Raw genomic sequence first — 14,343 nt, forward strand, 5'->3', positions numbered from 1 at the left:
ATGCTTACAAGATCTCATGTACTACATGAGCCGTTCGTGCAGGCTCAGAAAGCGGTCCGAACCGGCATTTATCTTCAGTGGTTATTCTACATCAGACAATAGCAGGATTGATTACTATTTGTGGTAATACATTAAATAGGCCACAGTGATAAGTGCCCATAATAAAATAAAAACCCGTTACTTTTCATACCACTATAAAAATAATCCGCATATTACCACGCCGGCATTCAGAAAATTTAAACCTGACGGTGAAATTATTTACGCTATAAAAAACACTGCGTTAAATATTAAAAAACACAAAATTAACATTATTAGCATTATATTCACGGCAATTCCCCGCCGGTGCCCCGGCGGGGAATACTCAGCCTGCTTTCACCACGGCCAGGCTTGCGCCTGCGGTGACCTGCTCCCCGGCCTGCGCCTGGTGAACCAGAATACCGCTCTGCCCGGCCTGTACCTGCACCTCCATTTTCATCGCCTCTATCACGGCGATGGTCTCCCCGGCCTCTACCGGGCGCTGATCACCCACCAGCCAGCTGTGCAGAATACCGGTAACCGGGGCCGGCACCGCGCCGGGTTGTTCCGTGTCGTGCGCTACGGAGGCTGCGTGCGCCACACCGGGCCCGCTGGCAAACAGCCCTGCGGGGAAGCCCAGCGTAACCCGGCGCCCGTCCAGCTCTATCCAGCTGCGGGTGACCTCCGGCTCTGCTGCGGGTAACTGGCGCGGTGCTATCGCCACCCGCCCGGCAAAGCAGGTTTCAATCCAGCGGGTGTGGACCTGGAAATCACCGCAAAAGTCCGCCTCTGCCATCACCGCCCGGTGAAAAGGCAGGACCGATGCCACCCCCTCAATGGAAAACTCCGCCAGCGCCCGGCGCGCCCGGCGAATCGCCTGTTCGCGGGTATCCCCGGTGACGATAAGTTTCGCCATCAGCGAGTCAAACTGGCCGGGCACCCAGTCCCCCTGGGCCACGCCGCTGTCCAGGCGGATCCCCGGGCCTGCCGGGGGCATAAAACCGGTTATCTGCCCCGGGGTGGGCAGGAATCCCCGCCCGGCATCTTCCGCATTGATCCGAAACTCAAAAGCATGGCCCCTGACCGGGGGCGCTTCACTGAAAGAGAGCGCCAGCCCCAGGGCCACGCGCAGCTGCTCCACCACCAGGTCCACCCCGCTGGTCTCTTCCGTGACCGGGTGTTCAACCTGCAGACGGGTGTTCACCTCCAGGAATGACAAGCGGCCATCGTTGCTGAGCAGAAATTCGACGGTTCCGGCCCCGATATACCCGGCCCGGCGGCAAATATTGCGCGCGGCGTCATGGATCTGCGCCCGCTGCTCATCGCTGATAAAGGGCGCGGGGGCCTCTTCCACCAGTTTCTGGTTACGCCGCTGGAGCGAGCAGTCCCGGGTGCCCACCACCACCACATTGCCGTGGGTGTCGGCCATCACCTGCGCTTCAATATGTCTGGGGCTGTCGAGAAACTGCTCCACGTAGCACTCTCCCCGGCCAAAGGCGCTTTGCGCTTCACGCACCGCCGAGTCATACAGCTCCGGGACAGACTCCAGCGTGCGGGCCACTTTCAGCCCCCGGCCACCGCCGCCAAAGGCCGCTTTAATCGCCACCGGCAGACCATACTGGCGGGCAAACGCCAGCACCTCACCGGCCCCAGAGACCGGACCGTCGCTGCCCTGCACCAGCGGGGCCCCCGCTTCGCGGGCAATTTTGCGCGCCTGCACTTTGTCGCCCAGTTGTTCGATGGTTTCCGGGCGGGGGCCAATCCAGATAAGCCCGGCCTGTTGCACCGCCCGGGCAAAATCCGCCCGCTCCGATAAAAACCCGTATCCCGGGTGGACCATCGTCGCCCCGCTGCGCCGGGCCGCATCAATAAGTGCGTCAATATTCAGATAGGTTTCCCGGGGGGAGCTGCCCGGCAGCGCCCAGGCCTCATCAGCCATACGCACATGCAGCGCATGGGCGTCTGCGTCTGCATAGACCGCCACCGCTTTAATGCCCAGATCGCGACAGGCGCGGATCACCCGCACCGCAATTTCGCCCCGGTTGGCAATCAGCACTTTATGGCAGACAGGATGGTTACTCTTCATGGCACTTGCTCTCCGGCACAGGGGTAAAAGAAGAAATAAGATGAAAACGGACCAGACATCCGGGGGGGATTTGCCCCGCCAGATCCCGGTGGTGAGGCGCAACGGCGGCAATTACCGGGTAGCCCCCGGTCAGCGGATGATCGCGCAGGAATAACACCGGCTGGCCGCTGGCGGGCACCTGAATCGCCCCCATGCAGGTGCCTTCGCTGGGCAGCTCCTGGTGCTGGCTGCGGGCCAGGGGCTGCTCGCCGTTCAGCCGCAGGCCGATACGGTTTGACTGCTCACTCACCGCCCAGGGCTGGCTGGTCAGCAGGCTGAGGGCCTCCTCGCTAAACCAGTCGGTGCGCGGCCCGGCAATAATATCCAGGGTGACCGTCTCAGCCGCTGCCGGTAGCCAGTCCGCAGGCGTTTGCGCGGGCCCGACAGCCTCGCAGGCCTGCTGCGGGCTGGTAAATATCTGCCCGCCCGCAGTCAGGGGCTCCGGCCCTACGGCCGCCAGGGTATCCCGGGCGGCACTGCCCAGTTGCTCCGGCGGCGGGCAGACACCGCGAATCGCCAGATAACTGCACACCCCGCGCCGGGCAGGCCCAATGTGCAGCTCATCCCCGGCCTGCATGGCAAATGCCTGCTCCATATTCAGCGCAAAGTGCTGCCCCTCAGCCACCAGCGTGAGGGCGCAGGGGGCACCGGTCACCGCCAGCACCAGATCCTGCCCGGCCCGGGCCCGCAGGCCGCCGCCGGTTATCTCCAGCGCCGCCACATCCGGGTTCCCCACCAGGCGATTCGCCCGGCGCCAGGCGCCGTTATCCCGGGCGCCGGACACACCCACCCCCATCGCCGCCCGCCCCGGGCGCCCGGCATCCTGCCAGGTGGTCAGCAGCCCCGGGGTGATTATCGTCATCGCCCCGGTGGCCGCCTGGCCGGTGGGGCACACCACCTCCGCCGCCCCGGGCAGGGAGACCAGCCGCTGGCCGGAAACCGGCATAAAGCGGACCTCTGCCCCGGGCTGTAACAGCGCCGGTTGCTGGCGTGCTATATCCCACATTTTCTCAGCCGTGTGGCCTATCAGTTGCCAGCCGCCGGGGCTGGCCTGGGGGTAAATACCGCTAAATTCACCGGCCAGCCCCAGGGCCCCCGCCGGGATCCGGGTGCGCGGCGTGGTGCGCCTTGGGATCTCTTTTGGCCAGTCCGGGCTTGCCAGGTACGCAAAGCCCGGCGCAAAACCGGTAAAGGCCACTTTCCAGCGTACCGACTGGTGGTGCTCCACCAGCTGATTCACCGTCAGCCCCAGCAACCCGGCCAGGGCGGGCAGATCTTCACCGTCATAACACACCGGGATAGTAATCAGTGGCAGCTGGCGCCTGCCCTCTCCCCCCGGGGGCAGTAGCCGGATAGCCCGGCACAGGGCCGCCGCGTCGGTAAGCCAGGGGGTAAAGCGCACCAGCAGGGTGCGGGCGGCGGGCACCAGCTCTTCAATACCGGGAAGTATCGCCGCGCTCAGCGCATCATGCAGCGCCAGAGTGTCATGCAGGGTGGGAAGCTCGACCAGAAAACTGTCTGTATTGACCGGCAAAAAACGCATCTCAGCCCCCCTGCCAGGCAGTGTCCGGAATGTCGGTAATAAACATATGTCCCGGCGCATGGCTGATGGCAAAAGGCACCCGGGAGCGCATAACCGCCGCCTGGGGGGTCACCCCGCAGGCCCAGAATACCGGGATCTCCCCGGGCTCAATACGCACCGCATCGCCAAAGTCCGGGCGGGAGAGATCGCCAATCCCCAGCTGGGCCGGATCGCCAATATGGACCGGCGCGCCGTGTACCGCAGGCAGCCGGGCGGTGATCATCACCGCGTCACTGATCCGGGATGCGGGCACCGGGCGCATGGAGACCACCAGCTCGCCGGATAACCGGCCCGCAGGGCGGCACTGGCGGTGGGTTTTATACATCGGCACGTTGCAGCCGTCGGTAATATGGCGCACCTCAATACCGGCGGCCATCAGCGGCGCTTCAAAGGTAAAACTGCAGCCGATCAGAAAGGTCACCAGATCCGGGTGCTGCTCCCATAAGTCGGTCGCGTCGGTTACCTCACCGGCCAGGGTGCCGTGCTGCCACACCCGGTAGCGGGGAATATCGCTGCGAATATCGGCCCCTTCGGCCAGGGGAGTCCGGTAGCCACCGGCTTCGATAACATCCAGCACCGGGCAGCTTTGCGGGTTACGCTGGGCGTAAAGCAGAAAATCAAATGCCCAGTCGGCGGGCAGGCTTATCATGTTGGCCTGAGTCATGCCCGGTGCCATTCCGGCGGTGGGGCTGGCAAACCCGGCGCGGATCTGCGCCCGGGCCTCGCGGGCGGCCGCAATGGCCTGGGGGGTGGCGCGAATCGCGTTGTTCATACCGCCTCCGTAAACGGGGCAATCTCAATGCCGTGCGCAGTCAGCAACTGGCGGGTGTGGCGCGCCATCTCAATGGCGGCCGGGCTGTCACCGTGAACACAGATGGAGTCCGCCTTCAGTGCGGTAAATTCACCCTCCACGGAGAGGATCCCCCCGCCGCGGATCATGTGCAGCATCCGCTGTGCAACCTGCTGCGGATCATGGAGCACCGCCCCGGCCTCGCGCCGGGAGACCAGGGTGCCGTCGCTGTGGTAGGCCCGGTCGGCGAAGGCCTCCGCCACCGTTCTCAGCCCCTGCTCCGCCGCCAGAGAAAGAATGCGCGACCCGGCAAGCCCCATCAGCACAAGCGAGGGATCCACCGCTTTGATCGCGGCAATGACCGCTCTTCCCTGCTGTTCGTTGTGGGCGATGGTGTTGTATAGGGCGCCGTGGGGTTTCACGTAGCGCACGCGGGTTCCCGCGGCGGCCGCCATCCCCTGGAGCGCGCCAATCTGGTAGATAACGTCTGCCATCAGCTCATCGTGCGAGAGATCCATATTGCGTCGGCCAAACCCCACCAGGTCCGGGTAGGAGACATGGGCCCCCACGGCAACCCCCCGGGCGGCGGCGGCCCTGACCGTCGCCAGAATCACATCCGGTGAGCCCGCATGGAAACCGCAGGCCACATTGGCACTGCTGACCAGCGCCAGAATGGCGTCATCATCACCGAGGGTCCACTGGCCATAGCTTTCCCCTAAATCACTATTTAAATCAATTCGCTGTACTTCACTCATGTTAAACAATCTCCAGGAAGCTAAAGATAGTACCCACGGATAACGCCCCCATATACCAGGTCAGCAGGCAGACCAGAACGCCGCTCCACAACAGCCAGCGGGGATAATGATAACCGCCCATCAAATCTGCCCGCCGCCAGCCCACATAGACAAACAGCGTTAACCCCACCGGCAGGATGAGCCCGTTAAACCCTCCGGCAAAGACCAGCAGGGCGGCAGGTGCCGTGCCCAGCAACAGATAGACCCCCAGCGAGATGGCAATAAAAATAAGGGTGGCGATGCTCCGCTGGCGCTCAGTGAGCGTTTTTTTAAAGACGGTAATAAACGAAACGGAGGTATAGGCCGCGCCAATCACGCTGGTCAGGGCGGCGGCCCAGAAGATAAACCCGAACAGGCGAACCCCCACATCCCCGAGGGCATAATAAAACGCCTGGGATGCCGGGTTAGCCGCCTGGCCGGAAAGATCCAGCGTCACCCCGCTGGCGACCACCCCGAGGATGGCAAGAAACAGCACATAGCGCATGATCCCGACCACCAGGATACCTTTATTGGCCGCAGAAGAGACCGCCTCAATATGTTCTGGCCCACTCAGGCCTTTATCCAGCAGGCGGTGCGCCCCCGCATAACTGATATAGCCCCCCACGGTTCCGCCGACAATGGTGGTAATGGTGGCAAAATCAATACTGTCCGGCAGGATAGTCTGGTACAGCGCCTCCCCCACTGGCGGGTGGGTGACAAACATCACCCCCACCATCAGCAGGATCATCAGCAGGCCGAGTACCACCATCAGCCGGTCAATGGCGGTGCTGGCCCGGCGGGAAGAGAAAATCCACATGGCAAACAGCGCGCTGATAAGACCACCCAGCTTCGGGCTAATGCCGAACATGGCGTGCATACCCAGCCCGGCCCCGGCAATATTGCCAATGTTAAAAATCAGCCCGCCAAACAGCACCAGTACCGCCAGCAGGTAGCCGCTTCCCGGCAGGGTGGCGTTGGCCACGTCGGCGGCGCGCATCCGCGTGAGCGTGACCACGCGCCAGATATTTTGCTGCACCACAAAATCAATCACGATGGAGGCGAGGATCCCAAAAGCGAACGCCGCGCCCATGGTGGAGGTAAACGCGGTGGTCTGGGTAATAAAGCCCGGGCCGATAGCCGAGGTCGCCATCAGGAAGATTGCGGCAATCAGGGACGATCGCCGGTGGCTGATAAACGCCTTTTTCTCTGTATCCAGTGCAGACATGCAGATACTCCTTGCGGAATTGGTTGTCACTGTAACAAGCAATATCCGGACCGTTGTTGAGTTGTGTTTATGTTTTGTTAATCAATCTTTTTCAGATTGTTGAACAATACACTAGATAGTGAAGATAAATTAAACAATATCCCGCTGCCGGGCGTGTGAAGAAATCAGACACCGATCACCTAATCCTCTGCGCGGTGCCGGGAGATGCACTTAAGCAGTGCAGAACGACGGCGGGATGCACCAGCGCGGTGCGCAGGCGGGCAAGGCTTGTGGCACTGTTATAAATATGTGAAGATTATCCGCTCCCGACCGCACCAGTGATGATGTCATGACAACCCAGCCCGCCCCCCTGACGCTTATTGACCGTACCGCAGATATTATTCGGGTAAAAATTATTTCCGGTGAGCTGACACCGGGGGCCCGGCTATCAGAGGCGGCACTCAGCGAGCAGCTCAGCATCTCGCGAAATACGCTGCGCGAAGTCTTTCGCCTGCTGACCCAGGAGGGGTTGCTGCACCATGAGCCGAACCGGGGGGTAAAAGTGGCGCTGCCGGACATGGCGGCCGTGATTGATATTTACCGGATCCGCCGGTTAATTGAGTGCGATGCCCTGCGCCACGCCGACCCGCTGCACCCGGCCATTGCCCGCATGACAGACGCGCTCACCGCCGCCCGCCGCTGGCAAGAGCACGGCGACTGGCGCCACGTGGGGACAGAAAACATGGTCTTTCACAGTGCCCTGGTGGAGCTGGCAGACAGCGAGCGCATGAACCGGATATACCGCCAGATCTCCGCCGAGCTGCGCCTGGCCTTCGGCCATCTTAACGATCACCAGATGCTGCACGGCCCCTATATTGAGAAAAACGCGCATATTCTTGAGCTGCTGCTGGCGGGGGATAACAGCGAGGCGGCCAGCGCCATGGAAAGCTATCTTTATTTGTCGGAGCGCACGGTTATCGCCGCCCTGGCCCGCCACCAGCAGGCCAGCCAGCGCGCGCGTTAACCGCGCAAACGGCGTTTAAACTGTTTCAGCCGGGCCTTCAGGGTATTGGCGAGCGAAAACGCCGGCACCCAGGGTAATGCCGTTTGCCAGGGGCGCGGGGAGCCATGAAAACAGACGATACGCGCCCCGGCAGGCAACGTGCCATTTGCCACCCCGTCGTGCAGTTTTTCACTGAAGCCCGGCATCGTGCGGGTGGCGATATTCGCTTTATAGCTGATAATTTTGCCAGGCATCACGGTCTGCCAGCGATCCGCCTGCGGGTAAATCTGCCCAATAAACCCCTGGTCACCGTGGAACGGCGGCGCTTTTTTCTCGGCCATTATCTGTGCGGCGTTATCTTTAAACGCCTGCCAGGCCCGGTGCTTTTCGCGGGCGGGAATAAACATAATCCCGGAGGCGGGGGGCGCATTTTCCTGCCCTTCGCAGGCGAAATCCGTCAGCATGGTGATGTTTTTCAGGGCGGTGAAATCATCCAGCGGGCCGGTAATCACCGTATCAATGTCGATATACAGCAGATCTTCATGGCCAATCTGCGGGTGATCCGGGTTAAATAACTCCAGTTTTGCCCACCAGCCCGGCCAGTCGTAGAGCAACGGGGCGGTGGGCACACCGGGGATCTCAGCGGCATCGGTCAGGCACAGGGCGCGCCGGTCGCCAAGCTGGCGGTGGAGCCACTGGGCGTGCCTGGGGGTGAAATCCTTACCACAGCGCAGCACGGAAACAATCAGCATTATTTATAATCCCTCTACTGACAAATATTCGGATCGGGCGCAGTTTACGCGAAATTGCCGCCAGCGTCCCTCATGAAACAACAAATAACTGCCCGGGTGATTTAAACACTTGACCTTCCCCTTGCGGCAAGGTTTAACCTCTGTCACCAGTGAAGCCCATTCCCCGGGACGGGGAGTGTTCCAGCCATCTACTGAGGAAGATAATCATGTCTCAAGTTATTGATTTGAAGTTAGACGGTCTCTCCTGCGGGCACTGCGTGAAACGCGTTAAAGAGAGCCTTGAGCAGCGTGCAGATGTCGAAAGCGCCGATGTTACCGTCACCAGCGCCCGGGTGACCGGCAGCGCATCAGCAAGCGATCTGATAGAAACCGTAAAACAGGCCGGCTACGGTGCGGAGTTAAGCCACCCAAAAACTAATCCGCTGGCAGAGTCAGATACCCCGTCGGAAGAGCTGACAGCGGAGCCACAATCCCTTCCGACAGCCGCTCCTGCCGCCAGTGATGAGGGCGATAACAGCCTGCAATTGCTGATTAACGGCATGAGCTGCGCCAGCTGTGTAGGCCGGGTACAGACGGCACTGCAAAATGTGCCCGGCGTGAGCCAGGCGCGGGTAAACCTGGCCGAGCGCAGCGCCCTGGTCATGGGCTCTGCCAGCCCGGAGGCCCTGGTAAAAGCCGTGGAAGCCGCCGGTTACGGCGCAGAGGCCATTGAAGATGAGCAACTGCGCCGCCAGCGCCAGCAGGAGACCGCCCTCGCGGCGGTCAAACGCTTCCGCTGGCAGGCTATCCTTGCCCTTGCCGTGGGGGTGCCGGTCATGATCTGGGGCATGATCGGTGACAATATGATGCTCACCGAGCATAACCGCAGCCTGTGGCTGACCATCGGCATTATTACCCTTGCGGTCATGGTGATCGCCGGGGGGCATTTTTACCGCAGCGCCCTGAAAAGTTTACGCAACGGCACCGCCACCATGGATACCCTGGTGGCACTGGGCACGGCGGCGGCCTGGCTCTACTCCATTACGGTCAATATCTGGCCGCAGCACTTCCCGCCGGAAGCGCGCCACCTGTATTACGAAGCCAGCACCATGATCATCGGTCTGATAAACCTTGGTCATATGCTGGAGCAGCGGGCGCGTCAGCGCTCCTCTAAAGCGCTGGAGCGCCTGCTGGATCTGGCACCGGCCACGGCGCGCCTGGTCACCGATGACGGGGAAAAAGAGATCCCCCTCGCCCAGGTTGAGCCCGGAATGATCCTGCGTCTTGCCACCGGGGACCGGGTGCCGGTTGATGGCACCATCACCCAGGGGGATGCCTGGTTTGATGAAGCCATGCTCACCGGGGAGCCCGTACCCCAGCAAAAAACCACCGACGATCCGGTGCACGCCGGGACCGTGGTCCAGGACGGTAGCGTACTGTTCAGCGCCCAGGCAGTCGGCCAGCACACGACGCTTTCGCGGATTATCCGCATGGTGCGGGAAGCGCAAAGCAGCAAACCGGAAATTGGCCAGATGGCCGATAAGATAGCCTCGGTATTCGTACCGGTGGTTGTGGCGATTGCGCTGATCAGCGCCGGGATCTGGTACTTCTTCGGCCCGGCCCCGCAAATCGTCTACACCATGGTGATTGCCACCACAGTGCTGATCATTGCCTGCCCCTGCGCCCTGGGTCTGGCAACCCCGATGTCGATTATCTCCGGGGTGGGCCGCGCCGCAGAGTTTGGTGTGCTGGTGCGTGATGCCGATGCCCTGGAGCGTGCCAGCAGCGTGGACACGGTCGTGTTCGACAAAACCGGCACCCTGACCGAAGGCAAACCCACCGTGGTTGCGGTAGAGACCGTGGAAAATACCGACCGGGACGACGCGCTGCGCCTGGCGGCAGCCCTGGAGCAGGGCTCCAGCCACCCGCTGGCGAAAGCGATTGTGGATAACGCCGGGCAGGCCCGGCTCCCCCAGGTGGAGGCGTTCCGCACCCTGCGTGGTCTGGGAGTCAGCGGCACCGCGCAGGGGCACACACTACTGCTGGGGAATCTGGCGCTGATGAAGGAGCAGCACATTGAGACCGCCGCCCTTGAGGCACAGGTCGAGCGCTGGGCCAGTGAAGGGGCGACCCCGGTACTGCTGGCAGTAGACGGGAAACTGGTGGCGCTGTTTGCCATCCGCGACAGTCTGCGGGCCGACAGTGTTCAGGCGCTGGAGCGCCTGCATCAGGCAGGGTATCGCCTGGTAATGCTCACCGGGGATAACGCGGTCACCGCCCGGGCCATCGCCCGCGAGGCGGGCATAGATCAGGTGATTGCCGGGGTGCTGCCGGACGGGAAAGCCCAGGCGATAAAAGACCTGCAGCAGCAGGGGCACAAGGTCGCCATGGTTGGTGACGGCATCAACGATGCGCCCGCGCTGGCCCAGGCCGAAGTCGGGATCGCCATGGGGGGCGGGAGCGATGTGGCTATCGAAACCGCCGCCATGACCCTGATGCGCCACAGCCTCAACGGTGTGGCCGATGGTCTGGCCATTTCCCGGGCAACCCTGCGCAATATGAAGCAGAACCTGGCCGGGGCATTTGTTTATAACTCCCTGGGCATTCCGATTGCCGCCGGGATCCTCTGGCCGGTCACCGGCACCCTGCTCAACCCGGTGGTTGCCGGGGCGGCCATGGCCCTGTCGTCCATTACTGTGGTCAGTAATGCCAACCGGTTACTGAGGTTTAAACCCAAAGCGTAACCCCCCAGCCCTGAGGCGCACCCTGTGGTGCGCCTTTTTTACGGCTTTCGGCCACCGGGTTTGCAGCCCCCAGGCGGACGCGCTAGCATGGCATTTCCTTCAGTGTTCTTTCAGGATGTGGCCCATGAGGATGCTCAGCACAATCAGGAGATATCTGGTTCATCTGCGCGGCGGCGGCGAAAGCTGGCCTGCGGTGGATATCACCCTGCCCGGGCAACGCCATTTTCATCTGGTGGGCAGCATCCATATGGGCACCCGGGATATGGCTCCGCTACCGGCCCGGCTGCTGGAAAAGCTGCGCCACTGCGATGGGCTGATTGTGGAGGCGGATATCACCCACAGCGATTCCCCGTTCCCCCCCGAGCCCGATCGCCCGCCGCTCCATACACGCCTCTCCCCGCCGCTCTGGCAGCAACTTTGCCTGCTGACCGACGAGCTGGCGCTGCCCATATACAGCATTGATACCCTGCCCGCCTGGCGGGTTGCGCTGGTATTGCAGATTTACCAGGCGCGGCAGCTGGGGCTCTACCCGGAGTACGGTATCGACAGCCAATTACTCACGGCGGCCCATTCTCAGGGGATTGCGGTGCAGGAGCTGGAGGGGGCCGAGCGCCAGGTGGCGCTGCTGACCACCCTTGACGACGACGGTATGGGCCTGCTGTCCGATACCCTGACCCACTGGCATACCAATGCCCGGCTGATGCAGATAATGATCAGCTGGTGGCTGAGCAGCCCCCCGCGGGGAGATCACGTTGCGCTGCCCAACACCTTCGGGGAGGCGCTCTACGATGTGCTGATGCTGCAACGCAACCGGGCGTGGCAACGCTACCTGTCTGCCCTGCCCGCCGGGAACTATATGGTCGCTGTCGGGGCGCTGCATTTGTATGGTGAGAACAACCTGCCCGGTATGCTCAGGCCATAAAAAAAGAGGCCAGTATCGCTACTGGCCTGTCAAAGAGGAATTTCATTTTGTTGTTATACCGGCCGCCGTAGCGACCGGATTCGGGATTGTCGCTCAACTTTCGCGTTTCTGCCAGGCAGATATTGCGCAATCCGGTACTATTTTTCTGCGCCCGGGCAGCGGTATGATCCGGGCGGTAAGTCAGCATGATTAAAGAAGGGCATTATGACTCCCGCCGTAAAATTACTCGAAAAAAACAAAACCGCGTTCACGCTCCACAGTTATGAGCACGATCCGCACGAAACAAACTTTGGTGATGAGGTGGTCCGCAAGCTGGGGGTAGACCCGCTGCAAACCTATAAAACGCTGCTGGTGGCCCTTAACGGCGATATGAAAACCCTGGCCGTGGCCGTTACGCCGGTTGCCTCCCAGCTGGATCTTAAAAAGGTGGCCCGGGCCTTCGGGGTGAAAAAAGTGGATATGGCAGATCCGCAGGTTGCCCAGCGCAGCACCGGTTACCTGGTGGGCGGTATCAGCCCGCTGGGCCAGAAAAAGCGCCTGCCGACCGTGATCGATGAGCAGGCCCGGGCCTTCGCCACGATTTATGTTTCCGGTGGCCGGCGCGGCCTGGATATTGAACTGGCCGCCGCCGACCTGGCTGCCCTGCTTAATGCCGGCTTTGCCGACATTGCGCGCCGGGATTAACTACTGCCAGACAATTTCCCCCTGCGGTGCCAGTGTTGCGGCATCCAGCGGGGAATGCTCCCCGATATACTGCTTAAGCACTTCGGCATCAATAAGCCCGGTGTTCACATAGCCTGGCCGCTGCTCAATCACCGGGTAACCATCGCCACCGCTGGCGTTAAAGCCCGGCATCGCTATCCGGTAGGTCTGGTGTGAGTTCACCAGCTGGCCGTTGACTTTCACCATGTGCAGCGCGCCATCACGCACAATAAAGCTGACCCCGGCAAACTGCGGATAAGCCCCGGAGTCTGGTTTTTTCTGCGCCACCTCGGTGAGATAGGCCACCAGTTCACTGCCCGGCATATCGATATAGGTCAGCAGATTGCCAAAGGGCTGCACTTTCAGCACATCTTTATAGGTGATATTCCCGGCCTCAATGGAGTCGCGGATCCCGCCCCCGCTCATCACCGCGAGATCGGCCCCGCTGCGCGCCATGGCAGCGCGTAAAATCAGCTGCGCCAGGTTGGTCTGCACAAAGCGCACTTTATTGCGATCCCCCTCCAGGCGGCCATTCACCGTGCCAATTTTGGCATTCAGCTGGGCCTGGCCTTTACGCTGGAACGGCGAAAGCAGGTTCAGCATGCGCTGATCTTCAGCAATTTTCGGGGTGTAGAGCACGCGCTCGGTTTTGCCGTCCGGCCAGCGGATTTTGCGTTTCAGGTTAACGGGGAGCAGCTGGTAGCGTACCAGGGTCATCTCGCCGTTGCGGAATTCAAAATCAGCCCGCCCGACATATTTCCCCCACTCGTGGGCCTGGACAATCCAGGTTCCGTTCTGGCGATCCGGGGCACAGGGGGTGCCGGGGATATAGTCCCGCTGTTTCTGGTTCTCCTGAGCCATGCAGACCGGATCCTGGGAGTGGCCGCCAACAATCATGCTCAGGGCTCCGACAGGCAGGCTGCGCGCCAGGGTCACATCCCCCGGGGCATTGGAGCCATGCTGCCCGTTGTCGTAGTGCCCCATATGGGTTGCCGCGATAATCACATCGGGTTTTTCGGTTTGCTGTAGCTCGTCAATCACCAGTTTCGCCTCCTGGGCGGGGGCCCGGAAGACAATATCGTGGAAGAATTCCGGGTTCCCCAGGCGGGCGGTATCGTCGGTGGTCAGGCCAATCACGGCGATTTTCAGCCCACCGGGCTTAAAGATGGCCCAGGGCTTAAACAGCCGCTCCCCGGTGCTCTTCTGGTAGATATTGGCGGACAAAAACGGGAATTTGGCGATTTTTTCCTGCTGGCGCAGCACGGTGAGCGGGTTATCAAACTCATGGTTACCCACTGCCATGGCGTTGTAGCCAATCAGGTTCATGCCGCGAAAATCCGGCTCCGCATCCTGAAGATCGGACTCAGGCACGCCGGTATTCACATCCCCGCCGGACAGTAACAGCACGCTGCCCCCCTCGCGGGCGACCTCATCGCGGATCCGGTCCACCAGGGTTTTCTGGGCCGCCAGCCCGTACTCGCCATCGTCATTGCGCCAGAAATGACCGTGGTGATCATTGGTATGCAGTATCGTGATGCGGTAAGTTTTATCCTTTTCCCACGCCAGCGCCGGGCCACTCAACAGCAGAGTGGTCAGAACTATCAGCGCTACTTTTTTCCCGGTAAAAAACATCAAAAATCTCCGTATTAAATACAAATAACCACGCATCGCCGCAATAAATAGCCGGATAATATTATTTTCCTGAATGATACTTTCATCATAGCTTACAGACGGGTATGTTAGCGAAGTTAC

The 14,343-nt window shown here is 61.2% G+C and carries 11 protein-coding genes; 4 read left to right on the forward strand and 7 right to left on the reverse strand.

Going from position 1 to position 14,343, the window contains the following annotated elements; genetic code table 11:
* Positions 1 to 361 precede the first annotated feature (361 nt).
* The 5 genes from EBL_RS13705 to EBL_RS13725 are packed head-to-tail and all read right to left on the reverse strand — an operon-like array spanning position 362 to position 6,510.
* The gene (locus tag EBL_RS13705) at positions 362 to 2,101 is read right to left on the reverse strand and encodes an acetyl/propionyl/methylcrotonyl-CoA carboxylase subunit alpha (RefSeq protein ID WP_002439011.1); all 1,740 of its coding nucleotides are present in this window, start codon (positions 2,099 to 2,101) and stop codon (positions 362 to 364) included.
* Positions 2,091 to 3,683: a 5-oxoprolinase subunit B/C family protein gene (locus EBL_RS13710; RefSeq protein ID WP_002439009.1), complete on the reverse strand. Its 1,593-nt coding sequence runs from the start codon at positions 3,681 to 3,683 to the stop codon at positions 2,091 to 2,093. Before EBL_RS13710 ends, EBL_RS13705 begins: the two co-directional genes overlap by 11 nt.
* A 1-nt stretch (position 3,684) precedes the next feature.
* On the reverse strand, positions 3,685 to 4,494 hold the full coding sequence (locus EBL_RS13715; RefSeq protein ID WP_002439008.1) for a putative hydro-lyase: 810 nt from the start codon (positions 4,492 to 4,494) through the stop codon (positions 3,685 to 3,687).
* Positions 4,491 to 5,267, reverse strand: coding sequence for a LamB/YcsF family protein (locus tag EBL_RS13720; protein ID WP_002439006.1), 777 nt, complete (start codon positions 5,265 to 5,267; stop codon positions 4,491 to 4,493). The genes EBL_RS13715 and EBL_RS13720 overlap by 4 nt, the downstream gene beginning before the upstream one ends.
* A 1-nt stretch (position 5,268) precedes the next feature.
* Positions 5,269 to 6,510, reverse strand: coding sequence for an NRAMP family divalent metal transporter (locus tag EBL_RS13725; protein WP_002439004.1), 1,242 nt, complete (start codon positions 6,508 to 6,510; stop codon positions 5,269 to 5,271).
* A gap of 328 nt (positions 6,511 to 6,838) precedes the next feature.
* On the opposite strand from EBL_RS13725, the gene EBL_RS13730 reads away from it, so the two are divergent.
* Complete coding sequence (locus EBL_RS13730; protein ID WP_002439002.1) at positions 6,839 to 7,513, forward strand: GntR family transcriptional regulator; 675 nt, start codon at positions 6,839 to 6,841, stop codon at positions 7,511 to 7,513.
* Here EBL_RS13730 and EBL_RS13735 read toward each other — a convergent pair.
* Positions 7,510 to 8,244, reverse strand: a complete 735-nt coding sequence (locus EBL_RS13735) for a glycosyltransferase family protein (protein ID WP_002439001.1) — start codon at positions 8,242 to 8,244, stop codon at positions 7,510 to 7,512. The genes EBL_RS13730 and EBL_RS13735 overlap by 4 nt on opposite strands.
* 206 nt (positions 8,245 to 8,450) lie before the next feature.
* On the opposite strand from EBL_RS13735, the gene copA reads away from it, so the two are divergent.
* From copA to ybaK, 3 genes are all read left to right on the forward strand, one after another.
* A complete protein-coding gene (gene copA, locus EBL_RS13740; protein ID WP_002438999.1) occupies positions 8,451 to 10,967 on the forward strand; it encodes a copper-exporting P-type ATPase CopA in 2,517 nt (838 codons plus the stop codon).
* Between the two features lie 124 nt (positions 10,968 to 11,091).
* On the forward strand, positions 11,092 to 11,889 hold the full coding sequence (locus EBL_RS13745) for a TraB/GumN family protein (protein WP_014716123.1): 798 nt from the start codon (positions 11,092 to 11,094) through the stop codon (positions 11,887 to 11,889).
* 204 nt (positions 11,890 to 12,093) lie between these two features.
* On the forward strand, positions 12,094 to 12,573 hold the full coding sequence (gene ybaK, locus EBL_RS13755) for a Cys-tRNA(Pro)/Cys-tRNA(Cys) deacylase YbaK (protein WP_002438996.1): 480 nt from the start codon (positions 12,094 to 12,096) through the stop codon (positions 12,571 to 12,573).
* Here ybaK and ushA read toward each other — a convergent pair whose 3' ends face one another.
* Positions 12,574 to 14,223 carry a bifunctional UDP-sugar hydrolase/5'-nucleotidase UshA gene (ushA, locus tag EBL_RS13760; protein WP_002438994.1) on the reverse strand — a complete coding sequence of 550 codons (1,650 nt, stop codon included), beginning with the start codon at positions 14,221 to 14,223 and terminating at the stop codon, positions 12,574 to 12,576.
* Positions 14,224 to 14,343: the final 120 nt, after the last annotated feature.

The sequence above is a fragment of the Shimwellia blattae DSM 4481 = NBRC 105725 genome, from assembly GCF_000262305.1.
Lineage (GTDB): Bacteria > Pseudomonadota > Gammaproteobacteria > Enterobacterales > Enterobacteriaceae > Shimwellia > Shimwellia blattae.